Source organism: Caulobacter sp. DMC95, from assembly GCF_056313785.1.
In genome coordinates this window covers 1-23,512 of the sequence record NZ_JBQUZP010000007.1, presented here as the reverse complement: position 1 = coordinate 23,512, position 23,512 = coordinate 1, and the positions used below count along the sequence as shown (strand labels likewise).

Below are 23,512 nucleotides of genomic sequence, written 5' to 3'. Positions count from 1 at the left end.
GAGAGGTCACCCGCCTCGTCCGTTGCGCGCGAACACAATTCCGCGAAGCCGAGGTCTCGTGCCGAGCTAGACCGAACGGAACAGTCTAACCGCCAGGGTGCAGCCCCGGCGCTTCCTGCCCCGTCCGCGCGACATACTCGGTGTAGCCGCCGCCATATTGATGGATGCCCTCAGGCGTCAGCTCCAGCACCCGGTTCGACAGCGCCGCCAGGAAGTGGCGGTCGTGCGAGACGAACAGCATGGTGCCCTCAAAGTCCGCCAAGGACGCCACCAGCATCTCCTTGGTCACCATGTCGAGGTGGTTGGTCGGCTCGTCCAGCACGAGCAGGTTGGGCGGATCGAACAGCATCTTGGCCATGACCAGCCGCGCCTTCTCGCCACCGGACAGCACGCGGCAGGGCTTTTCGACATCGTCGCCCGAGAAGCCAAAGCAGCCGGCCAGGGTGCGCAGAGCCCCCTGCCCCGCCTGCGGGAACGAGCGCTCCAGCGACTCGAAGATCGTCTCCTCGCCGTCCAGCAGATCCATGGAGTGCTGGGCGAAATAGCCCATCTTGACACTGGCCCCGATGTTGACGACGCCCTGATCGGGCTTGGTGTCGCCGGCCACCAGCTTCAGCAGGGTCGACTTGCCCGCGCCGTTGGCGCCCAGCACCGCCCAGCGCTCCTTGCGGCGAACCAGGAAATCGAGATCCTGATAGATCGGCCGCTCGCCATAACCCTTGTGAACGCCCTTCAGGCTGATCACGTCCTCGCCGGAGCGCGGCGGGGTCTGAAACTCGAACTGCACGGTCTGGCGACGACGCGGGGCCTCGACGCGTTCGATCTTGTCGAGCTTCTTGACCCGGCTCTGCACCTGGGCGGCGTGAGAGGCGCGCGCCTTGAACTTCTCGATGAACTTGATCTCCTTGGCCAGCATCGCCTGCTGACGCTCGTACTGCGCCTGACGCTGAGCCTCGCTGAGCGCCCGCTGCTGGTCATAGAAGTCGAGGTCGCCGGAGTAGGTGATCAGCTGGCCGGCGTCGATCTCGATCACCTTGCCGATGATGCGGTTCATGAAGGCGCGGTCGTGCGAGGTCATCAACAGCGCGCCGTCGTAGTTCTTGAGGAACGACTCCAGCCAGATCAGGCTTTCCAAATCGAGGTGGTTGGACGGTTCGTCCAGCAGCATGCCGTCGGGCCGCATCAACAGAATGCGGGCCAGGGCCACGCGCATCTTCCAGCCGCCCGACAGAAGACCGACATCGGCGTCCATCCGCTCCTGGCTGAAGCTGAGGCCCGCCAGCACCTCGCGGGCGCGGGCCTCCAGCGCATAGCCGTCGAGCTCCTGGAAGCGCTCCAGCACCTCGCCGTAGCGCTCCATGACCGCGTCCAGCTGGTCGGCCTGATCCGGATCGACCATCGCCGCCTCCAGCGTCGCCATCTCAGCGGCGAGCGCGCTGACGGGGCCAACGCCATCCATCACCGCAGCCACCGCGCTCTGGCCCGACATCTCGCCGACGTCCTGGCTGAAATAGCCGATCCGCATGCCCGCATCGATCGAGACGATTCCGTCGTCGGGCTGCTCCTGACCGGTGATCATGCGGAACAGGGTGGTCTTGCCGGCGCCGTTCGGGCCGACCAAGCCGACCTTCTCGCCCTTCTGGACCCCCATCGAGGCTTCGATGAACAGGATCTGGTGGCCGTTTTGCTTGGAGATGTTGTCGAGGCGGATCATGGGCGCCCTGCTAACGCGCGCGAACGCCGAACGCCAGGGAAACCGGCGCGAAATGCAGCCGGCGAAACGCGTGGCTCATGTCGGACCAGGAAACCCCGGCCCAAACGATGTGAGGTCTCCCACGCCCGCCCCTGGAAGCCAGGGCCAAGCGTGGGAGCGCCCGGATCTTAGAAGTTGAAACGCACGCCAGCGACGTAGCGCGGGCCGAACTTCTCATACTCGATCGGATACTGCTTCTGGTCGCCGTAGCGACGGGCGCCGGCGTTGGTCAGGTTGCTGGCGTCGAAGAACACTTCGATGTTGCTATTGACCTGATAGCGCGCCGAGAAATCCACCTCCTCGTCGCTGTCCCAGTAGATGTCGCCGTTGTCCGCGGGAACCACGACGCCGTTGACGACGCGGTAGGAGCCCACCGACTGGCCCCACGGCGTACGGTACTGGTAAGCCAGACGCATGGTCAGGCCGTACTTTTCGTAGATGGCCTGGACGTTGTAGACCGCGTCCGAGGTGCCCAGCACCGAGATGGTGCGGGCCGGCACGCCGCCGACCGACGGCAGGGTGACTTCCGAAGAGGTCCAGGTGCCCGACAGACGGGTCCCGAAGCCGCCCAGCCAAGCCGGCAGGTTGCGCGACTGGACAAAGCTCTCGGCCGTGCCCGTGAAGAAGACTTCAAGGCCCTTGATGTGGCCTTCGCCGGCGTTGCCGATGCTGGCGAACGCATAACCCGAACGATCGACGCCGCCCGAGTTCAGCGAGGTGTCGCCGAACGTCTTCGAGGTCTGGACCAAAACGTCCTTCAGATCCTTGTAGAAGACGCCGGCCGACACGAAGGTCTCGCGGTCGGCGTACCATTCCAAATAGGTGTCGATACCCACCTGACGCTCAGGCTTGGCGTCGGGATTGCCGCCCGAGATCGTCTGGTTGGAGTCGCTGAAGGTGAAGTTCGGGCGCAGGTCGTCGAAGTCGGCGCGCGAGGCCGAGGTGGTGACGCCGACGCGCAGCTTAAGGTCTTCGCGCAGGTTCCAGTTCAGGTGCGCGCTCGGATAGTAGAGCGTGTCGTCGCTGGCGACGTTCACTAGGCGCAGGCCCGCCGGGGTCGTGCCCGAGGCCGGGAAGTTCACAAAGGCCTGGCCTTCGTTCTCGATGTGCTCGACGCGCGCGCCGAACACGAGGCTACCCCAATCGAAACGGGTCGTGGCCATCGCATAGCCAGCGCTGATCGTCTCGCCCACGCGCCAGTAGTTGGCCCGGGTGTCGTTTTTGGTCGCCTGACCCGACTTCACCAACTGGTCGACGAACTCCGTCGTGTACTCCTTGTTGGTGTAGCGGAAGCTGTAGTTCAGGTTCTGGCTGCCCAGATAGTCGATGTTGGTGGCGTATTGCCCCCAGGTCGGCACGCCCGAACCCGAATAGGCGCGGGTGAAGCTGCTTTCACGCGACTTCTTGGTGCGCGAGGTCCACAGACCGCCGAACTCGAACTTGGTCTCGCGACCGAACAGTTCGCCTTCATAGTCGAAGTCGGCCTTGGCCGTGTAGGCGCCGGTGAAGTCGCCGCCCTTCAGCATGCCGGCGCTCTGCAGCGGGAACTGGAAGTCCTCGATGTTGGTGACCTGAGCGCCCTTGGTGCGCGCCGTGGTCGTGCCGCCGGTCTGGAACAGGCGCACGGTGTTCACGTCGCCGTTGCGGAAATCATACTCGACCGTCGGACGCAGCGAGAAGGTCGACGGGCTCTGGAAGGCCATGGTCACCGGGGTGTCGCGGCCGTCCTGGGTGTAGGTATAGTTCAGACGCCACGAAGCGCTGAGCTTGTCCCACTTGTGCTCGCCGCCCACCGTGTTGGTGGACATGCCTTCCTTGGTGTTGCGGTAGTCGATGCGGGCGTTGATGCGCGCGCCATAGACCGTGCCCGAGACCGGGTTATTGCCATTGATGTAGGCGGTGCTGGTATAGCCGTTGCCGGCCGCGTCCGTGCCCTGATCCAGGCGGAAGATGAAGTTATCGCGCAGCTCGTCGTCGTTATAGTAGGTGTTGATCGTGCTGAAGAAGATCGCGTTGTTCTCGTCGAACTTGTAGTCGGCGCGGATGGAGGCCGACATGTTGCGACGGGTCAGGCGATAGTGCTTGTTCTCGTGTTCACGGGCGAAGCGCTTGTTCGGGTCGACAGTGTTCGACAGATAGGGATCAGTCTCCCAGTTGTCGGTCGCCATCTCGCGCGAATAGTACGAGGCTTGAGCCACGATGCCGAGCTTGTCGCCGAACACGTTCGAATAGACGAGGTTGCTGTCCAGCTCGTCGCCGCCCCCGAGCTTGACGCGACCCAGGCCCAGCTTGCCGGTGATCTTCTGGCCCTTGTAGTCGAAGGCTCGACGGGTGCGGATGTCGACATTGCCGGCGACGGTGTCGCCCGGCATCGACGGCACAATGGCCTTTTCGACCGTGATCAGGCTGGCGATCGCCGACGGGATGTTGTCGAAGCGGGTTGCACGGCCCTCGGGGCTGACAACGCTGAGGCCGTCGAACGACAGCGTGGTCCAATAAACCGGCGCGCCGCGCAGGTTGACGTAACGGGCCTGGCCCTGGTCGCGCTCGATCGCCACGCCCGGCAGACGGCCGACGGCGAAGGCGATGTTCTGGTCCGGCAGATCGCCGATGGCGTCGGCCGACAGGACGCTGATCAGCGAGTCCGAAGCCTGCTGGATCTGCATCGCCGCAGCCTGGCTCTCGGCCAGCGGGCGACGGGCGGTGACGACGACGTTGCTGACGGCGTTCGCTTCTTCGGTCGCGCTGGTCGTGTTGTCCGCCGCCTGAGCGGCGCTGGAGACCGCAACGACCGAGATCGCCAGAAGACTAGCGCGACGCAGAAGCGCCATTTTCGAGCGGTTGAACATGGATACCCCCGTTTGGCGTCATGGCGACGCTCCTTGAGGGGGCGTGTTAGCGGCGGGGGATCACGGTGAGACGACAGTCACGTGACGGAGCGACCGCACTTTGATGGCAATTTGACTACAGTCGGCTGTTACAGAAACGACATGCACTGCGTCTAAAGCCGCGTGACCTATCATTCGTCCCTACGGGACGGCGCGCGGCGAGGACGTGATGCACCGATTTATGCTGGCCAGCAGCCTGCTGGCTCTGAGCCTGGCGTCCGCCGCCTTCGCTCAAGACGCCGCGCCTGCGCCCGCCCCTTCGGCGCCCGTCGCCAAGGCCACCGCCCCGCTGAAGCGCGGCGGCGCGAACGGCGTCGTCTTCATTCCCGACGCTAAGCGCCCCGACGGCGGTGTGATCGCCGCCAGCGGCGACCTGGGCGGTCTTGAATTCTTCGGTCTCGACGGCCAGCCGCTCATGGCCGTTTCGGGCGGCGAGATTCAAGCCGTTGACGCCCGCGCCGACCAGCAGCGCACGCTCATCGCCGCGCTCGACAGCCAGGCGGGCCGCCTGCGCCTGTTCGCCCGCGACACCGCGAGCGGCGCGGTGACGCCTGTCGACGCCCGCGAGATCAAGCTGGGCTTCTCAGGCGAAGGCCTCTGCCTCTATCGCAGCGCGCGCGACAACGCCCTCTACGCCTACGCGATGGGCCGGAGCGGCGAGCTGGACCAATGGCTGCTCTATCCCGTGGCTGACGGAAAGATGGACGGCCGCGTCGTACGCCGCCTACGCCTGTCGTCGGAAGCCAAGTTCTGCGTCGCCGACGACAACACCGGCGCGCTCTATGTCGCCCAGCAGGACGTCGGAGTCTGGCGCTATGACGCCGATCCCGAGGCCGAGCCGATCCCGGTCATCATCGACATCAATCGTCTCGGCCGGATCGCCAGCGAGGTCGGCGGCCTCGCCCTGGTCGACGGCGGGCCATCCGCCAGCTTCCTGATCGCCGCCAACAGCGGCGCGGGCGACTACAATGTCTATGACCGCAACGCCCAGGATCGCTGGATCGGCGCGTTCCGGCTCGGCGGCGGCGGCGGTCCGGCGATCGAGGAGGCCTCCGGCCTGTTCGCGACCCGCGCGCCGGTTGGGACCGCGTTCCCCGGCGGCGTCCTGCTCGTGGCCGACGACGCCAACAAAAATCCGGACATCAAGATCGTCAGCTGGGCCGACGTCGCCAGGGCGATGAACCTGCCGCTGGGCGCAGCCGAAGGCGCTCCTCCGCCCAAGCAACTGGCCCTCGTGCGCCCGACCATGGAGACCGAGCCGGTCAGCAACGACGGCGACGCCGCCGACGATCCGGCCATCTGGGCCCACCCCACCGACCCGGCCCAGAGCGTCATTATCGCCACCGACAAGAAGGGCGGCCTGCTGGTTTATGACCTCGCCGGCAAGCCGCTGCAGCATCTGCCCGACGGCAAGATGAACAATGTCGACCTGCGCGACGGCTTCAAGCTGGGAGGCAAGGCGGTGACCCTGGTCGCGGCCAGCGACCGCACCCACCGCGCCATCGCGCTCTACACGCTGGATCCCCAGACCCGCCTGCTGACCAATGTCGCCGACGGCGTGCAGGCCAGCGGCCTCTCCGATCCCTACGGCCTTTGCCTCTACCAGGACCGCAGGGGCCGGACCTTTGCGTTCGTCAGTGATCCCGACGGCCTGGTGCGGCAGTACAGCCTGACCGCCACCAAGACCGGCAAGGTCGCCGCCAAGCCGGTGCGCGACGTCAAGTTCGACACCCAGACCGAAGGCTGTGTCGCCGACGACGAGACCGGCGCGCTCTATGTCGCCGAAGAAGACGCCGCCCTCTGGAAGCTGGGCGCCGACGCCCGCGCCGGAACCGCCCGCAAGGCCATCGCTCGTATCGCCGACATGCCCGCGCTGAAGGCCGACCTGGAAGGCATCGGCCTCTACAAGCAGCCCAAGGGCAAGGGCTATCTGGTCCTGTCCAGCCAGGGCGACAACACCTACGCCGTGTTCCGCCGCGAGGGCGACAACGCCTATGTCGGCAGCTTCACGGTCGGCGCGAACGGCGAGACCGGCATCGACGGCGTCTCGGAGACCGACGGCCTGGACGTCACCAGCGCCTCGCTCGGCGCAGGCCTGGAGTCCGGCGCTTTTGTCGCCCAGGACGGCCGCAACATCTCTCCGCCGGAGACCCAGAACTTCAAGCTGGTGCCGTGGTCGGCGATCGCGGCGAAGCTGGGGCTATAGGAGGGCGTTGGGTTAGGTCGCTACGGGGGCTATATCGCTCCCACCAGCCTTCTTTTCATTGAAGAAGCGTGGCGGCGTTTTCAGTCTAAAGCTTACCCGTGTGCATATCTCGGCATAACCTGAGCCCTCGCCCGGAAACTGAGTTAAAAGCCTCCGCCGTTCAGGCGTCGTCGTTTTCCGCCGGACTTCATCAAAGGCTCTAACGCAGGTAGGCCTTGGCCTTCGCGACAGTGAACACCTATTGGCCCAGCGCGGCGTCGAGGTCGCTTGAGCGCCTAGCGCGCGTCGGCCTAGGGTGGCGAACGCTCTGACAAGGCCTCGCAGATGACCAGTCGCCACCTCGTCGACCCCCAGTTGCTCCCGCTTCTGGATTTGATCCCCCCGATACCGGTTTCGGCGGAAACCCTTCCCGCCATGCGCTCGCGCCCGCGAATGTTCACGCCCGACCCGGCCGACGTCGAGCGCACAACACTGACGATCGAACAGATTCCCGGCCGTTCCGGTGATCCCGACGTCGAGATTCTCGTTTACACGCCGCAGACCGCCACCGCTGAGCGAGCGGCGGTTTTACACATCCACGGCGGCGGCTATGTCGCCGGCGACGCCCGTGAGCTTGAAGTAGCTCATCGGCGCCTTTGCGCTGAACTCGACGGCGTGATCGTGTCGGTGAACTATCGCTTGGCCCCCGAGACAGTATTCCCGGGAGCGATCGAAGACTGCTACGCCGCGCTGCACTGGCTGTTTTCGAACGCCGACGCCTTGGGCGTGGATCGGGCGCGTATCGGCGTGATGGGGGAGAGCGCCGGCGGCGGTCTGGCTGCGGCCTTGGCGCTCCTGGCCCGCGATCGCGGCGAGTTTTCGCTCGCGTTCCAGCATCTGATCTACCCGATGATCGACGACCGCACCTGCGTTCAAGCCGATACTCATCCCTATGTCGGAGAATTCGTATGGACGCGGGCCTCCAATGTTTTCGGCTGGACCTCGCTGCTAGGTCAGGCGCCGGGCGGTGACGGTGTTTCGCCCTACGCCGCGGCGGCCAGGGCGCAAGACCTGTCAGGCCTGCCGCCCACCTACCTGGCCACGGGTGCGCTGGATCTCTTCCTGGAGGAAGATCTCGACTATGTCCTTCGGCTGTCTCGCGCAGGGGTCTCCACAGAGCTGCACGTCTATCCTGGCGCCTTCCATGCCTTCCAGTGGGCCGCTCATACAGACGTAGCCAAGAGCGCCGCCCGCGACAGCTTCGAGGCCTTGGCGCGCGCTATGGGCGGCGTCAGCGCGAAAAACTCAGCGGAGACGTGATCTGCGGCCTGTCCGAGCCAAGCCATTCCTGTTTGCGGGGGATCCGACCGGCAAGGCTTGGCCTGACCAGGCCGCTTGCTGGGTTGGAGCTACCGGCGGGGCGTTGGCTAAGGATCGTCGCCAGTCGGCGCGGCCAACTCCTCGAAGGTCCCGCCAGGCGCTGCGCGCTCTATGATGCGCGCAAGCTGCGCCACCGCACCCTCCATGCCCGCAGCGTCGCCTGTGAAAGCCCGGCCTAGGGTCATGCCGCGGATCGCCCAGACAACCATGCGGATCGTCGGCATATCCACATCTCTGGCGCCGATCCTTTCAACGAAGTTCATGGCGCCGCTTCGCTCGACCTCGGCCTGCATCGGCGTGACGAGTTCGGCCAGTTCCGGGTCGCTTCTGGACGCCACCAGGATCTCGAGGACCGCAACGCCGGAGGGACGGGAGAACACATCCCAAAGCAGCGCTGGCCAGTCGCTGACCCGAGCGCCGACCCGACCATCTTGGGTCAAGGCTCGGAAGATTTCAGTCTCGCGTTCGAAGACCCAGCGCACAACCTCCGCCATGAACGCCGCCCGGCTGGCGAAATGGTGGTTTATGGTCCCTCGGGTCACCCCGGCCTCGTCGGCGATCAGAGCCGTGTTGGCGCCAGCGTAGCCATATCTATCGATCGTGCGGACGGCGGCCTCAAAGAGGGCTGCGCGCGTCTCGGCGCTACGCTGTTCCTGGGTCCGGCGCGGCCGCTTTTGGGATCGCGCGCTCTGCGCCGTCTCTGAACTCATGCGGCTTTTGTACGCCAGGCCGCAGGAGTCTGAAAACTCCCCAAAAAGGCCTGTGCGCTCCCCAGGAGCGAGCGCCCTCAACGCACGCTCGCTCCGCGCCCACGGCTTACAATGCTAACCCATGCCCAGCGGAGTCGCGGCGCGTCGTTGCGGCGGACCTGTCGTCGCAGGGCTCGCCTCGCCGAGCCCGATGGCGCCCGCACGCGCAATCGCGCCGTAGACCAGGGCCGAAGACTTAATCACTCGCCGTTGGGTCGATCTGTCGACGCCGACAATCCCGAACTTTGGACCGTAGCCGGACATCCATTCGTAGTTGTCGAGCAGGGACCAGTAGAAGTACCCGCGAACATCGACACCATCGGCGATCGCTCGCTGAAGGTGGTCGAGCGACTCGCCGACGAACGCGCCTCGCCGCTCGTCATCGTCGCCGGAAAAGCCGTTCTCCGTAACGAGAACCGGCGTGTTCGTCCGTTCCCAGACATATCGGCACACCGCCGCAAGGGCGTCCGGGCGATCTTCGTACCCCATCGCTGTAAGTGGCGCTCCGGGCCTTGGGCCGTGACTGCCGTCCCGGCGGGACGTCGTACGGGTGTAGGTCTGCACCCCGATAAAATCGTCTCCCGTCACCAGATCGAGAAATGGATCGACCATGCGCGCGCGGCGGGCGTCGCGCACCGCCTCAGCTCCCAGCTCGGCCTGTTCGTCCTGCAGCGAAAGCGTAACCCCGACCTGCACGTCAGGCTGGACGGCCTTGATCGCGTCGCGACCCGCCGCATGGGCGCCCAAGCCATTGCGGATCAGCGCGTCCGGCGGCGTGAACAGGAAGTTGCTGGTGATCGGCGCGCCAAGGGCCCGTTCCGCAGCAACCCGTTTGGCCTCGCCTTCTGAGCCTGAAAGAACATCACGCGCCACGTCCTGAATGATCAAAGGAACATTCATCTCGTTCATGGAGCAGACCACGACCAAGCCTCGGAGGGACCGCGTCAGGGTCTCACAGTAGCGCGCGAAAAGCGCAGGGAAGGCATCGCACGTTATCCCCCCGCGACGGGCGAGCCACAGCGGGATGGTGAAGTGGTGGAAGGTTACGACGGGCGTGACGCCGCGCTGATGGCACGCGTCGAGGCAACGCTGGTAGTGATCCAGCGCAGAACGGGCGAAGACGCCCTCTTCTGGCTCGACGCGCGCCCATTCGATGCCAAACCGATAAGCCTTGAGCCCGATAGCGGCCAGGATGGCCATGTCGTCTTCGAAGCGGTTCCATTGATCGACAGCGTCCCCCGAAGGCTCCGCAAATATCGAAGGCCTGGCCTGCTCCAGCGCCCAGCAGTCGTTGTTCCAGTTGCCGCCCTCAACCTGATGGGCGGCTGTCGCGGCCCCCCAGAGAAACGTGTCGGGGAAAGCTCGGGGGTGGTTGATCAACGCAATAGCCCTAGATGGAGAAAAGAGCGGCGTCGGCGAAAGGGTGCGCCGACGCCAGTTGAGGCAGCTGTTAGAAGCGCCAGTCGAGCGCGATCCCCACACGTCGGAAGGCATTGTCCGGCAGCGACTGGACGTACTGACCGACCGAGAAGTTGCCCGGGTAGATCGTCGCGGCGTAACGCTTGTCGAATAGGTTGCGGACGAACAGGCTCAGGCGCACGCGATCGTCGCGGCGCGCCAGGCCCACCGTCGCGTTGACCAGCGCATAGGCCGGCTGGATCGTGTTGGGATCGTTGATCGCGTAGTAGAAGCGGCTGCGATAGCGCCAGTCGGCGCTCAGGAAGGCCTTCAGGTCCTGACTGACGGGCCGCTCCAGGTTGGCGGCCAGGCTGGCGGACCATTTAGACGCGCCCACCAGCGGCGAGCCGGCGGCATCGAAGCTGGGCCCCGGTAGCGAGCAACCCTGGCCCGCAGTCTGTCCAAAATAGCAGGAGACCCGGTAAGCGCCGTAGTGGGTATCAAGGTAGGTCACCCCCGCCGAGATTGTAGCGCCAGGGACGAGGCGCGCGAGGGCTTCGACCTCAACGCCACGCGTCTTCAGAGTGCTTGCATTGCCCGTGCGGAAGGCTCCCAAGCCGCCATTGAGTGCGGGGTCATAGATCTGCGCCTGGAAATCTTTGAAGTCGTTGATGAAGGCGGCGGCGTTGACCGAAACACGGCGGTCCAGGAAGTCCAGTTTGGCCCCAAGTTCGTAGGCGTCGACGGTCTCAGGGTCGACGTTGAACGCGACGCCTGCGGCCGAGCTGACGGCGGGGCCTTTGTAGCCTCTGGTGTAGGTGGCGTAGAGATTGCCCCGGTCGGCCAGGGCGTACTCAAGCCCGGCGCGCGCCGACAGACCATTCTTGGCCCGCGAAGCGACAACAGGCGCAGCGAGAGTTCCAACGCAACGTGCGCCGCCGCTCAGCAGGAAGGTCACCAGATTACAGACGTTTGGCTCGACGCTGACCGTCGTCAGCGAGTCTATGCTGTCGTGCGTATAGCGACCGCCCGTGATCAGTTTTAGATTGTTCGCGAGGTTGAAAGTCAGCTGCGCGAAGGCCGCATAGCTTTTGGTGGCGTAGTCGAAGTTTGACCGCCCGTTCGTCGGAGAAAGCCGCGTGGCGACGCTGGCCGGAAAGACGCCGAAGGTCCCTGCCTGAAGAATCTGGGCGTCGATCTGCTGCGAGAAATAGTAAAGCCCGGCAGTGTAGTCGACACGCCCTGGTCTACGGTTGGCGATGCGCAGTTCCTGAGAGACCTGATCGGACCGCGAGTTGGCGATGTTGATGTCGAAGAACGCGACCGGCGTCTGATCGACGTCGTTATTGGCCCTGGCGTCCAGCTTGCGATAGGCGCTCACTGAGGTGAGCGTTACGGCTCCGACATCAAAGGTCGCCGTGAGCTGCGCCCCGAAGCTCTCTTCATCCCGGACGACATCTTGGCTTCCGATCGCGGTGCTGTTGTTGCTCGCCCCCGCAACGACGCCCAATGCGGCGTTCTGCGTCTGCACAAAGGTTGGCGGCGCCAACGGGCGGAACGCGGCGGGGATGGGAGTGGGATCAACACCGCCGAACTTGCGGATCGTCGAATAGGACTCGATGCCGCCATTGGATTGATAGTCGACGATGGCGTAAAGACTCAGGTCGCTCGTCGGCTCCCACAACAGCTTGCCTGTCGCAAACCACCGCTTCACCGGATCGAGCCGTCCGGGCCCCACCACCTTGGTCGATGGATCCTGCGACTGGTAGCCGGCGACCAGACGCAGCGCGGCGCTTGTTGCGATCGGCGCGTTCAAAGCCACGTAGCTCTGGAACTGGTCGCGGCTTCCCACCTGGACGCGACCGCTGGCGCGGGATCCGTCCAGCCTTGGCTTGACTGTCGTGATTGAGATCAGGCCTGCAGTCGTGTTCTTGCCAAAGAGAAGTCCTTGCGGCCCGCGCAGGACTTCGGCTCGGTCAATGTCGGCCAAGGCGTTGAGCGGAACATAGCGCGGGAGCGTGATATTGACGTCGTCGATCGCGATGCCGACGGCGGACTCAATGCCGTAGTCGAACGAGTTGGTTCCAACCCCCCGGATCGAGAAGTTGGGCACGCCCGGCGTTGCGGTGAAATTCAGGCTCGGTGCGCGCTGGGTGATGTCCGAAAGCTGATTGGCGCCCGATTGCCGCAGCCCATCGCCGCTTACCACTGTGACCGCGATCGGCACGTCACGAAGATTTTCCGTCCGGCGTTGAGCGGTGACCACGATCTCCGCGATCTGGCTGACCGCATCGGTCGTCGGCTGGCCGGCGTCAGGCGGCGCAGTCTGCATCTGGGCCTGCGCCGCGCCGGCCATCACCAGCACGCTGGCGCCAATCATCAGTTTCCAAATTTGCATGAGCCGTCTCCTCCCCGCGATCTAGCGTCACGTCCTCATGGCTTGACCGATATAAAACATACTGTCAAGTACGTAAGTATGTTGAATGAACGCTCCCGCTCGAACGGGGCGGTGGGAGGAGATGACGATGAACTCGCAGACAGGAGACAGTGCGCTGTTCGAGCAAGTTATGCCCGAAGGGCGCTCGCTCACCCAAGCACAGCCCCGGTCATGAACGCGCCCGACATGATGATCGCGACCCTATCGCCGCCGGAGGAATCCGCTGCGGTTCCGCTTGGCGCCCCTGTGGAGGCTGGCGCGTCGCAAGAGCGCTGGTTTTCCCTGGGAGGACGCGCGCACGTTCGTAACGTTACTCAGGCGACACTGACGCCGGTCTTGCCGGCTCGAGACGCTAGCGGCGCGGCCGTGATCATCGCCGCAGGCGGCGCATACCTTATGCAGTCGATGGAGAACGAAGCCTGGCCCCAGGCCCGCTGGCTGGCCGATCACGGAGTCGCGGCCTTCATCCTCAAGTACCGATCAGAGCCGACGCCAGAGGCGGACAACGGATTCGCTGCAGCCCTCTTGCAGCGGTTCGTGGAAGCGGCCGACCCGAACAAGCGCGCGGCGTTTCAAATTCCCACGCACATGATCGCTGACGCGCAAGCCGCCCTGGCGGCTGTGCGCGCACAAGCTCCCGAGTGGGGCGTCGATCCTAATCGCGTCGGCTATCTGGGCTTTTCCGCCGGCGCGATGCTGGGGCTGGCGAGCTGCAGCCCGGCCTTTCCTGGAGACCGTCCGGACTTCCTGGGCGCGATCTATCCCGGCCTAACGATGATCGACGTCGAATCTTCCCCACCGCCCCTCTTCGTGGCGCTCGCCGCCGATGATCCGCTTTGGGACGGACAGGACTATGGCCTTTTGCAGGGCTGGCGAAGCGCAGGCGGCGCTACGGAACTTCATGTCTACGCCTCAGGCGGACATGGCTTTGGCATGGGGACGCCTGGCACAACGAGCGAGAGCCTGATGCCGGCGTTTCACGCTTGGCTGCGGAGTGGGGGTTGGCTGGATCGGGCTGGCGTGACGCATGCGTGATCCGACCACTTCCCCGCCCGGCGCCATCCGGTTGCTCTCGCCGCTCCGCGGACAGCAGAAGATCGGTTACGCGATCGGCGCGATGGTCGATGGCGTCGCCACGCAAGCCATCACCATTTTTCTGATGTTCTACGCCTCCGCGGTATGCGGTTTGCCCGCCGGTGTGGTCGGCGCTGCGCTCGCCGCAGGCCTCGTGATCGACGCGATCGTCGATCCGTTGATCGGCTCGTTTTCCGACTCCTGGCGGTCAAGGCATGGCCGGCGGTTACCCTTCATGATGATCGGCGCGCCGGCCACGGCGACGTTTCTTGTCCTAATTTTCACCCTGCCCACGGGATGGAGCGTATCGGCCCTAGCCTGTTGGCTAATGCTGATGTCGATAGGCCTGCGCGTCTCCATTTCCCTCTTCCTGCTCCCCTTCAACGCTGTGGGGGCCGAGTTGAGCGACGACTACGAGGAACGGTCCTCAGTGGCGGCCTGGCGCTGGGCCTTCGCGATGCTCGGCGCAGTCGCGACCGTCGTCCTGGGCTTCGCCGTATTCCTTTCAGGACCGGGCGGCCTCTCACGCCGGGAAGCCTATTCCCCTCTAGCCCTTACGCTGGCCATTCTCATCTTGGCCGCCGGCGCTCTTTCGATCCTTACGCTCAATCAGATGAAGGAGCGGCTACACCCACCCACGGCGAAGGACGGCAGCCTCCACCATCGGATGCGCCGCGAGATCAGCGAGCTCTTCGCCAATCACTCCTTTGTTGTGTTGTTCGTCGCAGCGCTTTTGGTGTTCACCGCTTCAGCCATCCACTCGACACTCGCCATACATATGAACACCTATTTCTGGGGCATGCGCCCTGATCAGGTGCAAGTCGTCACGCTCGCCTTGTTTGGCGGGCTCCTATCCGGCGCGCCTTTCGCCGGTCCACTTCTGCGGCGCATGGAAAAACGTGACGTACTGATCATGGGGGTCTTGGGCCTTGGCGGGGCCTTTGCAATTCCTCCGACCGCTCGCCTTGTCGGCCTGTTGGCGGAGGGACCGCCGCCGGTGGGGCTCCTGGCAGGCGCGGTGTTTTTTGGCGGCGCCCTGATGGCGACGGCCGCCATCGCCTTTGCATCCATGATGGCCGACGCAGCCGACGAACATGAGTATCTCTTCGGCGCCCGGCGCGAAGGGCTCTTCTTCGCGGGATGGACTTTCGCGAGCAAGGCGGCCTCTGGCCTAGGCTCACTACTGGCGGGCGTCGCACTCCAGGTGATTAGGTTCCCAAGCGCCGCGCATACAGGCAACATCGGCCTTCCAGAACAGGTCAAGACGATGCTGGGGATCATCTATGGCCCGGGCGCGGGATGCCTTGCCGTCGGCGCCGCCCTCGTTTGCGTCCTTTATCGTCTGGACGCGCGGACCCATCTCAGCGTCATGCGAAAGCTTGGTCGCGGTCGCTGATGGTGCGCAAGGGCGCGCCGCCTGGCTCTACCTGTGTTTCAAACTGAGCCTTAGGGGGGGACGTCGGACGGCACGCTGGCGCGAAAAGTCCAGGCGCCATTTCGAAGTTCGAGATGCAGGTGGCGTGCTCCGCTCTCTGGCGGCGCTTCCGCGCTGCGCCTCGTGACGCACCGGAGAAGGCACGGCTAGAAACGGGCAGCTATAGCCCGTCCGCAAACTGTGAGACTTGGCCTGAAGCGGCCTAATGAAAGTGTAGATCCCTCGCCGAGCTTTGCCATCACAGTTACTTGCATAACAAGACCATGGTGCTAGGTTTCTCCAAAGGTCCTCAGCGAACCGGGACGAAGATCTTGGTCGCTCGGCAGATTCGAGAGGGAGGAGACGGCGCTTATGGACATCAAGGGCAGCATCGTCCTGGTCACGGGCGGCAATCGCGGCATTGGCGAGGCGTTCGTGCGCGCGTTCCTGACAGCGGGCGCGGCCAAGGTCTATGTCGCCGCGCGTGATCCGGCCAGCGCCGCCCACCTTGTCGCAGAGACTCCGGACCGAGTGACGGCGCTGCGACTGGACGTCAGCGACGCCGCAACAATCTCGGCGGCGGCGGCGCAGTGCACAGATGTCACCATCCTGGTCAACAACGCCGGCGCCTTCACCATGCAGACCCTGATGGGGGCGCCCGACATGGACGCCGCGCGCCAAGAGATGGAGGTCAACTACTTCGGCCCGCTGGCGATGAGCCGGGCGTTCTCCCCGATCCTGGCCAAGGCTCCGAAGAGCGCGATCATCAATGTTCTGTCAGCAGGCGGCCTCGTGGCGGTGCCCAGCATGGGCGGCTACAGCCCGTCGAAGTTCGCGGCGCGTGCCATGACCACCTGCCTGCGCGCGGAACTGGCGGCGCAAAACACCCACGTGCTGGCCCTGATCGTCGGCTCTGTCGACACCCGGATGGCCAGCCACGTCGAAGGCTTCAAGGAGGCGCCGGCCACCATCGCCCAGGCGGGGCTGAAAGCGCTCAAGCGCGAGGCCGACGAGATCGACACGGACTTCATGGCCATCGACGTGCGCGCTCACCTGGCGCGCGATCCCAAGGGCCTGGAAATGGCCATGCGGCGCGCGCTGACCAGCGACCGCGTCAGCACCGGCCGCTAGGAGGCGAGCATGTCCCAGATCGACTACGTGGACCTCGCCCATCGCTTTGTCGCCGCCATCCAGGCGGGCGACGCCCAGGCCGTCCGGGCCTTCTACGCCCCGGACGCCAAGATCTGGCACAACATCGATGACGTCGAACAGACCGTCGACCAGAACCTGAAATCGTTGGCCTGGTTCGTCAGGACCCTGCCAGATCGGATCTATCGCGTGCAACGTATCGCGCCCTTGCCCGACGGGTTCCTGCAACAGCACGTTCTGGAGGCGACTCTGCCGAACGGAGAGCGCTGGGCGATGGACGCCTGCGTCGTCGTCCGCGTCGAAAACGGCAAGATCGTGCGCCTCGACGAGTACATCGACTCCGCCAAGACCGCCCAGCTGGTCGCGGCGACCCGCTAGTTCATCATCATCACGCCCAGGCGCCCATGTCCCGACTCTTTCCTATTCTCTCGCGGGTGATCGCCGCGTGGCAGGCGCAGGATATCCCAGCGGTCCTGGCGCATATGACCGACGACATCGTCTGGCACTACGCCGCCCCGGGCCTGCCGCCGGTGCGAGGCAAGGCGGCGGCTGAAAAGCTGCTTCGGAAGCTTCAGGCGGACATGCACGACATCCAGTGGCGAATCTTCGCCCACGCCGAGGCCGGCGACCGGCTGTTCCTGGAAGGCGTCGACGAATATCGTACCGCCGACGGCAAGCGCATGGCCCTGCCCTATGCGGGCGTGCTGGAGTTCCGCGGCGACCAGATCGCCGCGTGGCGCGACTATGTCGACCTCGGCGTGCTCGCCGATCAGAAGGCCGGCAAACCGTTCACACCCCAAGTTGAAGCCCTGCTCGACCGCGCCGCCGCGTCCCGCTGATCGAACCGTTCAGCGGGGCGCTGTCAGTCTAACGCTAAACAGTCTCTCCATCGCCCGTCAGCCGGACCTGAAAAGAGAGACTAAAGGTGAGGTCACTCTCGTTTAAGCGCCACCGCTTTCCTGCGGAGGTCATAAGACATGCTGTCTGGCTCTACTTCCGTTTCAGTTTGAGCCTTCGGGATGTCGAAGAGCTACTGGCGGCTCGCGGTATTGAGGTTAGCTACGAGACGATCCGATTCTGGACCAAGAAGTTTGGACCCGCGATCGCGAGGCGACTGAAGACGCTCCGCCCCTACCCTTCCCCCCGCTGGCATCTCGATGAGATGCTCCGCCGCGTGGGCGGACAGCACAGGTATCTCTGGCGCGCGGTCGATGATGAGGGCGAGGTGCTGGAGGTTTTGATGCAGCGCCGGCGGGACGCCGCAGCCGGCAGAAAGCTCCTTGAGCGGCTCCTGAGGACGCAGCCGGTGGTGCCTGAGCTCATAACGACCGCTGGCCTTCGGCCCTATTTAGCGGCCTTGGCGGAGCTGGGTTTAGAGCGCCTTCACCGGCCCGGCAGGTTGCGCGAAAACATCCGAGCGGAGAACTCTCACCTCCCTATTCGGCAGCAAGAGCGAAGGATGCAGGGCTTCAAAAGCCAGGTTTCCGTCCAGCGCTTCCTCACCACTCACGCAGCCGTCTACAACACCTTCTACACCCAGAGACATCTGATCAGCCGCCCCACTCTTCGGCGCTTGCGCGCCGGGGCCCATGACGCATGGGCGACAGCCACGACCTGAAGCGGTCAAGTATAGGCTCTCTGCGTCCAGCGAGACTTAACTTGACAGGTCTGCCGTCACGCTCCGCCGCGGAGCGAGTAGGTTCTTCGAAATTGCTGCGGCGCGAGGCCTGTCTCGGCTTTGAACGCCCTATTGGAGGGCCGATTCAGCCGACATAGTCCAGTATAGACCCGCTTCAACGTGCAGCGGTTAACCGGGCAGCACAGTAGATATAGGCCATCCGCCACCGCCGAGACTTAACCTGACAGGGCTCTTGTGGCTCATCGTCTGCTGAGGCCATCGCCCGTCAGTCTCGTACGATCGCTTCGTGCAGCGCCTGGATCTGCCGGTTCAGGGCGCTTAGGTCCTCTCCAGCCATGCCGGACCGCTCTAGAAGGGTCGTGTTCAGGCAGCCGGCCTGGCCCAATAGCGCTCGCCCCGCCTCGGTCATCGTCACTTCGACCTTGCGCTCGTCCTCGAGCCCGCGCCGCCGCATGACCAGGCCAGCGGCCTCCAGACGTTTCACCAGCGGCGTCACGGTGCTGGACTCAAGGTCCAGACGCGCCGCGATCGCGCCGATGGTGGCGCCGTCGCTCTCGCCCAGCGCATTCAGCACCAGATACTGCGGATAGGTAAGGCCCATTGCGTCCAGCAGGGGCTTGTAAGCGCGCGTGATCGCCATGCTGGTGGCGTAAAGGGTGAAGCAGATCTGCTGATCAAGGGGATGCGGGGGCGGCGTCTTCGTCGTCATGAATCCTTCTTATCACAAGAAAAGATATCGCAACAAATAAAATGCTGGACAGTCGCCCAGGGCTGGCGTAGGCCTAAATCATTATCGCGATAACCATTATCGCAAATCAGAAATGAGGGATGATCATGAGCCAGTCGAACCAAGCTTCCCGCCGGGGTGTGATGACCGCCGGCTTCGGTCTCGCCGCCGCCGCCTCGCTGGGCGTTTCCGCCCAAGCCGCGACCCCCGCGAAAAAGCCCGCCGCCTCGCCGCCCGCGGCGAACCGCGCCGGAAGCGGTTTCGTCACCGCCAAGGACGGCGTCCAGATCTTCTACAAGGACTGGGGTCCCAAGACCGCCCAGCCGATCGTCTTCCACCATGGCTGGCCCCTGTCTTCGGACGACTGGGACGCCCAGATGATGTTCTTCCTCCTGAAGGGCTATCGCGTCATCGCCCATGACCGCCGGGGTCACGGCCGCTCGACCCAGACCGACACCGGCAACGAGATGGACACCTACGCCGCCGACGTCATCGCCCTGGCCGACCATCTGGACCTGAAGAGCGCCTTCCACGTCGGCCACTCCACCGGCGGCGGCGAGGCCATCCACTACGCCGCCCGCGCCAAGCCCGGCCGCGTGGCCAAGGTGGTTCTGGTGGGCGCGGTGCCGCCGATCATGCTGAAGACGCCCGCCAACCCCGGCGGCCTGCCCATGGAAGTCTTCGACGGCTTCCGCTCGGCCCTGCTGGCCAACCGCGCCCAGTTCTTCCGCGACATCCCCGAAGGTCCGTTCTTCGGCTTCAATCGTCCGGGCGCCAAGGTCAGCCAGGGCCAGATCGACAACTGGTGGCGTCAGGGGATGATGGGCGGCGCCAAGGCCCACTACGACTGCATCAAGGCCTTCTCCGAGACCGACTTCACCGACGATCTCAAGGCGGTCGATATCCCGGTGCTGATCATGCACGGCGAAGACGACCAGATCGTCCCCATCGCCGACAGCGCTCACCTGGCCATCAAGCTAGTCAAGAAGGGCACGCTGAAGACCTATCCGGGTCTGCCCCACGGCATGGCGACCACCCACCCGGACGTCATCAACGCCGACCTCCTGGCCTTCTTCAAGGCCTAGGACTTTGGGAGCCGCCGCCATGCGCGCAGCAAAGCAAGCGCCTCTGCGCCACCACGCTTGCGATCGCGGCGGCGGCTCTTCGAACTATGCCGCCCCCGCGCCCGACGCGTACCGACGTGCGGTTTGCACCAGCGCCCTGAACGCGGCCGAAGCGTTTCTGCGACCTGAATAATAGAGGCAAAGCGGTGCGATCGGTGGCGTCCAGTCCGCCAGGAGCCTGACCAGTCGGCCCGCGGCGATATCTTCGGCCACGTCGGCTTCCAAAAGATACCCTATGCCCATACCTCCCATGACCGCGGCGCGCACGAGACTTGTCTCATCAAGGGTCAGGGGACCTTCTGGATCGAGCTGGACGACTTGGCCGTCCTTCTCAAACCCCCACCGCAGCAAGGCCCCGTTGGGCAGCCGGACCCGAATGCAGGGATGGCTGAGCAAATCTGCCGGAACACGCGGCGGCTCGGCCAAGTAGTCGGGCGCGGCGACGACGGCATGACCGCGAGCGACGCCGAGCGGCAACGCGATCATGTCGCTGGGAACCAGATCGGCGCGCCGAAGGCCAAAATCAAAGCCGTCCGCCACGATATCGACCAGCTTGCCTTCCGTGACCAGATCGACGTGCACCCGCGGGTAGCGGCGCACGAACTCCAGGATCAAAGGCTCAAAGATCTCCCGCGCGGCGCTCGGGAAGGCGTTGATGCGGAGCATTCCAGACGGCGTATCCTGCTGTGATCGCGCGGCTTCCACCGCATCATGGATGCTCTGCACCGCCGGTCCCAGCTGCGCGACCAGCGATCGCCCCGCGTCGGTCAGCGACACGCTTCGGGTTGTGCGATGAAACACCCGCACCCCAAGCCTTTGTTCGAGCTTAGCGACCGTGTTGCTCAACGCGGTCGTCGACAAGCCCAGATCAAGCGCGCCGGCGCGGAAGGACCCTTTGCGAGCAATGGCGAGCACGGCTTCCAGCTCGATGAGTTTGAGGCGCTCCATTGTCCTCTTTTCCGAAACACTACATGCCGATTTGTCCCGATTTTATGGACGCCGGTCCAGCTCTAAATTGAACGCGTCGCCCCCCAGGAGGCCGACCTCAACAGAAAAGGCGGTTGGACCGCCCTCCCCATGTTCAAGACAGGAGCCGTCATGACCATCAAGTTGCCGCCGCCCATCTCGCGGTACTTCGACGTCGACAAGGGCAAGGATGCGGGCGCCACCGCCCTGTGCTTCACCGGCGCAGCCGTCGTCCGCGACGAACGCAACACCTATGTGGGACGCGACTCCATCCGCCGCTGGAAGGAACAGTCCTCGAAAAAGTACGCCTACAGCGTCGAACCGTTCGCGATCACCGTCGACAAAAGCCGCATTGTGGTCACCGCCCGCCTTACCGGCGACTTCCCGGGCAGCCCCACGGATCTGCGCTACGCCTTTGTCCTTGAGGACGATCAGATCGCCGCGCTGGAGATCACGCCGTGAGCTCGCGTGATTTCGAAAGCGTGCGCGCCGTGGTCACGGGGGGCACAAAGGGCGCTGGCCGCGCAATGGTCGAGCGGCTGCTGCAAGGTGGCGCTCGCGTCGTCACCGCCGCCCGAAGCGCCGCCAACGCCCCCGGCGGAGCCTCAGCCGTGGAGGTCGATCTGACCAAGCCGGAAGGCGCAGAACACCTGGCGAAGGCTGCGATTGAACGCCTTGGCGGCGTCGACGTCCTTGTTCACGTCCTGGGCGGCTCCTCCTCGCCTGGCGGCGGCTTCGCCGCGCTGACCGACGCGCACTGGGCCGCGGAGCTCGACCTCAACCTGATGACGGCGGTCCGCCTGGACAGGGCCTTGCTACCGCAAATGCTGGAGCGCGGCCGTGGCGCGATCATCCACGTTTCATCGATCCAGCGAACGCTGCCGCTACCAGAATCCACGACGGCCTACGCCGCCGCCAAGGCCGCCCTCAGCACCTACAGTAAGGCGCTGTCCAAGGAAGTCGGCCCCAAGGGCGTGCGGGTCAACGTCGTTTCGCCGGGTTGGATTCACACCGAGGCAGCTGATGACCTCATGCGCCGGATCGCCGAAAGTACGGGCGGGAACCTGGAGACGGCGAAACAGAGTATTCTTACGGCCCTCGGCGGTATTCCACTGGGCCGGCCGGCCAAACCCGAGGAGGTGGCGGAGCTGATCGCCTTTCTGGCGTCCGACCGCGCCTTGGCCATTCACGGCGCGGAGTACGTCATCGACGGCGGCACGATCCCCACCGTCTAAACGAGGACCCCGGCCAAGCGACCGCTTGGGCGGGCGCCATCCGCGCCCGGATCCGCAAGAACGCCGATGACCAAACGCCTCGGGTTTTTCGCGCGCCACGCAATTGATGCTGTCAGTCCATCGGTCATTACGGCGTCCAGTCATCCACGCTGCGTCCGCTACCCGAACCGACCTTGGTATGACGCCGCCTGTTGCAAAGATGTCGGCGGACGCTTGCTGGCGCGCATTGACCTCTGGGGTGGCCGGACTCAACGGCGAGCTTGCCCCGTCGTAAGGTGCTGTCAGTCTAACGCTAACAAGTCTCCGCATCTCGGCGCGGCCGGGGCGCCATTCGGAGACTGAGCTTGAAACCGCTGTCCTTTAAGCGCCACCGCTTCCCCCCCGGCTGTCATCAGACACGCGGTCTGGCTCTACTTTCGTTTCAGCTTGAGCCTTCGAGACGTGGAATGCCTTCTCGCCGAGCGCGGGATCGAGGTAAGCTACGAGACAATCCGATGCTGGACTAAGAAGTTCGGACCGGCCATCGCCAGGCGCTTGAAGACGCTTCGCCCCTTCCCTTCGCCCCGCTGGCACATTGACGAAATGGTCTGCCGGATCGGCGGACGGCACATGTATCTATGGCGCGCGGTCGACGACGAGGGAGAGGTTCTGGAGTTGCTGATGCAGCGCCGGAGGGACACGACAGCGGCTCGAAAGTTCCTTGAACGACTTCTGCGTGGCCAACCGGTCGAGCCAGAGCGCATCACCACCGATGGCCTGGCTTCCTACCCAGCAGCCCTACGGATGTTGGATTTGGAGCACCTTCACCGGCCGGGACGGCTTCGAGAAAACAATCGGGCCGAGAACTCCCACCTCCCCGTCCGACGACGGGAGCGAAGGATGCAAGGTTTCAAAAGTCAGCCTTCCGCCCAGCGCTTCCTGTCCATCCACGCCGCCGTCTACAACACCTTCGCCGTCCAACAGCATCTGATCAGCCGCCTCAACCTTCGCCGCTTCCGCGCGGAGGCTCATGCCGCTTGGGCTAAGGCCGCGGCCTGAAACGGCCAAGTACAGGCCCACTTCAACTTGCGGCGGTTAACCTTACAGCCCCGTTGAAGCGGCGCCCACGGCGATCGTGAGGTTGGCCGCCTGGTGTCCAGCCAGGCGGCCTTAAGACCTGGTTCGCGTCAGGCCTCCCCCTCGCCAACGTCTCCGTCGTCGAGCAGGTTGAACTCATACCAAATCCCGTTCAGGACGCCGAAGGCGACGGCCAGGCCCAGGCCCAGGATCCAAGCGAAATACCACATCGGTTCGTCTCCTTCGGATCAGTAGAGGTCTGGATTGACGGCCAGGGCGGCCGTGGTGCTGCGGCCCCAGAGGACCTTGTAGACCCAGGCGGTGTAGGCCAGCACGAT

The 23,512-nt window shown here is 64.7% G+C and carries 20 protein-coding genes and 1 pseudogene; 12 read left to right on the top strand and 9 right to left on the bottom strand.

Going from position 1 to position 23,512, the window contains the following annotated elements:
* Positions 1 to 85: 85 nt before the first annotated feature.
* A complete protein-coding gene (locus tag ACT53N_RS15815; protein WP_476064799.1) occupies positions 86 to 1,714 on the bottom strand; it encodes an ABC-F family ATP-binding cassette domain-containing protein in 1,629 nt (542 codons plus the stop codon).
* A gap of 167 nt (positions 1,715 to 1,881) precedes the next feature.
* Entirely contained in the window at positions 1,882 to 4,602 is a 2,721-nt protein-coding gene (locus tag ACT53N_RS15810) for a TonB-dependent receptor (protein WP_476064798.1), read from the bottom strand.
* Between the two features lie 208 nt (positions 4,603 to 4,810).
* On the opposite strand from ACT53N_RS15810, the gene ACT53N_RS15805 reads away from it, so the two are divergent.
* Both ACT53N_RS15805 and ACT53N_RS15800 read left to right on the top strand, forming a co-directional pair.
* Positions 4,811 to 6,847, top strand: coding sequence for a phytase (locus ACT53N_RS15805; protein WP_476064797.1), 2,037 nt, complete (start codon positions 4,811 to 4,813; stop codon positions 6,845 to 6,847).
* 432 nt (positions 6,848 to 7,279) lie between these two features.
* Positions 7,280 to 8,146: an alpha/beta hydrolase gene (locus ACT53N_RS15800; protein ID WP_476064796.1), complete on the top strand. Its 867-nt coding sequence runs from the start codon at positions 7,280 to 7,282 to the stop codon at positions 8,144 to 8,146.
* 107 nt (positions 8,147 to 8,253) lie between these two features.
* On the opposite strand, the gene ACT53N_RS15795 is transcribed toward ACT53N_RS15800, so the two are convergent.
* The 3 genes from ACT53N_RS15795 to ACT53N_RS15785 form a co-directional block, all read right to left on the bottom strand.
* Positions 8,254 to 8,916 carry a TetR/AcrR family transcriptional regulator gene (locus ACT53N_RS15795; RefSeq protein ID WP_476064795.1) on the bottom strand — a complete coding sequence of 221 codons (663 nt, stop codon included), beginning with the start codon at positions 8,914 to 8,916 and terminating at the stop codon, positions 8,254 to 8,256.
* A 114-nt stretch (positions 8,917 to 9,030) separates the two neighbouring features.
* Complete coding sequence (locus ACT53N_RS15790) at positions 9,031 to 10,449, bottom strand: glycoside hydrolase family 1 protein (protein WP_476064794.1); 1,419 nt, start codon at positions 10,447 to 10,449, stop codon at positions 9,031 to 9,033.
* Positions 10,406 to 12,751 carry a TonB-dependent receptor gene (locus ACT53N_RS15785; protein WP_476064793.1) on the bottom strand — a complete coding sequence of 782 codons (2,346 nt, stop codon included), beginning with the start codon at positions 12,749 to 12,751 and terminating at the stop codon, positions 10,406 to 10,408. The genes ACT53N_RS15790 and ACT53N_RS15785 overlap by 44 nt, the downstream gene beginning before the upstream one ends.
* 375 nt (positions 12,752 to 13,126) lie before the next feature.
* On the opposite strand from ACT53N_RS15785, the gene ACT53N_RS15780 reads away from it, so the two are divergent.
* The 6 genes from ACT53N_RS15780 to ACT53N_RS15755 all read left to right on the top strand — a co-directional run bounded on the left by ACT53N_RS15780 (position 13,127) and on the right by ACT53N_RS15755 (position 18,045).
* Entirely contained in the window at positions 13,127 to 13,825 is a 699-nt protein-coding gene (locus tag ACT53N_RS15780) for an alpha/beta hydrolase (RefSeq protein WP_476064792.1), read from the top strand.
* Positions 13,818 to 15,260, top strand: a complete 1,443-nt coding sequence (locus tag ACT53N_RS15775; protein WP_476064791.1) for an MFS transporter — start codon at positions 13,818 to 13,820, stop codon at positions 15,258 to 15,260. The genes ACT53N_RS15780 and ACT53N_RS15775 overlap by 8 nt, the downstream gene beginning before the upstream one ends.
* A gap of 390 nt (positions 15,261 to 15,650) precedes the next feature.
* A complete protein-coding gene (locus tag ACT53N_RS15770; RefSeq protein WP_476064790.1) occupies positions 15,651 to 16,409 on the top strand; it encodes an SDR family oxidoreductase in 759 nt (252 codons plus the stop codon).
* Positions 16,410 to 16,418: 9 nt separating this feature from the next.
* Entirely contained in the window at positions 16,419 to 16,805 is a 387-nt protein-coding gene (locus ACT53N_RS15765) for a nuclear transport factor 2 family protein (RefSeq protein ID WP_476064789.1), read from the top strand.
* 26 nt (positions 16,806 to 16,831) lie between these two features.
* Positions 16,832 to 17,266, top strand: coding sequence for a nuclear transport factor 2 family protein (locus tag ACT53N_RS15760; RefSeq protein ID WP_476064788.1), 435 nt, complete (start codon positions 16,832 to 16,834; stop codon positions 17,264 to 17,266).
* 86 nt (positions 17,267 to 17,352) lie between these two features.
* Positions 17,353 to 18,045: an IS6 family transposase gene (locus ACT53N_RS15755; protein ID WP_476064787.1), complete on the top strand. Its 693-nt coding sequence runs from the start codon at positions 17,353 to 17,355 to the stop codon at positions 18,043 to 18,045.
* A gap of 286 nt (positions 18,046 to 18,331) precedes the next feature.
* Here the strand turns inward: ACT53N_RS15755 and ACT53N_RS15750 are convergent, their stop codons facing one another.
* A complete protein-coding gene (locus ACT53N_RS15750; protein ID WP_476064786.1) occupies positions 18,332 to 18,775 on the bottom strand; it encodes a MarR family winged helix-turn-helix transcriptional regulator in 444 nt (147 codons plus the stop codon).
* A gap of 125 nt (positions 18,776 to 18,900) precedes the next feature.
* On the opposite strand from ACT53N_RS15750, the gene ACT53N_RS15745 reads away from it, so the two are divergent.
* Complete coding sequence (locus ACT53N_RS15745; RefSeq protein ID WP_476064785.1) at positions 18,901 to 19,878, top strand: alpha/beta fold hydrolase; 978 nt, start codon at positions 18,901 to 18,903, stop codon at positions 19,876 to 19,878.
* 84 nt (positions 19,879 to 19,962) lie between these two features.
* Here the strand turns inward: ACT53N_RS15745 and ACT53N_RS15740 are convergent, their stop codons facing one another.
* Positions 19,963 to 20,865: a LysR family transcriptional regulator gene (locus ACT53N_RS15740; protein WP_476064784.1), complete on the bottom strand. Its 903-nt coding sequence runs from the start codon at positions 20,863 to 20,865 to the stop codon at positions 19,963 to 19,965.
* Positions 20,866 to 21,015: 150 nt separating this feature from the next.
* On the opposite strand from ACT53N_RS15740, the gene ACT53N_RS15735 reads away from it, so the two are divergent.
* The 3 genes and pseudogenes from ACT53N_RS15735 to ACT53N_RS15725 all read left to right on the top strand — a co-directional run bounded on the left by ACT53N_RS15735 (position 21,016) and on the right by ACT53N_RS15725 (position 23,156).
* Complete coding sequence (locus ACT53N_RS15735) at positions 21,016 to 21,345, top strand: nuclear transport factor 2 family protein (RefSeq protein ID WP_476064783.1); 330 nt, start codon at positions 21,016 to 21,018, stop codon at positions 21,343 to 21,345.
* The gene (locus tag ACT53N_RS15730; protein ID WP_476064782.1) at positions 21,342 to 22,118 is read left to right on the top strand and encodes an SDR family oxidoreductase; all 777 of its coding nucleotides are present in this window, start codon (positions 21,342 to 21,344) and stop codon (positions 22,116 to 22,118) included. The genes ACT53N_RS15735 and ACT53N_RS15730 overlap by 4 nt, the downstream gene beginning before the upstream one ends.
* A 344-nt stretch (positions 22,119 to 22,462) precedes the next feature.
* Positions 22,463 to 23,156: pseudogene (locus ACT53N_RS15725) on the top strand (IS6 family transposase).
* 128 nt (positions 23,157 to 23,284) lie between these two features.
* On the opposite strand, the gene cydX reads toward ACT53N_RS15725, so the two are convergent.
* Both cydX and ACT53N_RS15715 read right to left on the bottom strand, forming a co-directional pair.
* On the bottom strand, positions 23,285 to 23,404 hold the full coding sequence (gene cydX, locus ACT53N_RS15720; protein WP_476064781.1) for a cytochrome bd-I oxidase subunit CydX: 120 nt from the start codon (positions 23,402 to 23,404) through the stop codon (positions 23,285 to 23,287).
* A gap of 18 nt (positions 23,405 to 23,422) precedes the next feature.
* On the bottom strand, positions 23,423 to 23,512 hold a 90-nt coding region (locus tag ACT53N_RS15715; RefSeq protein WP_476064534.1), incomplete at its 5' end, for a hypothetical protein.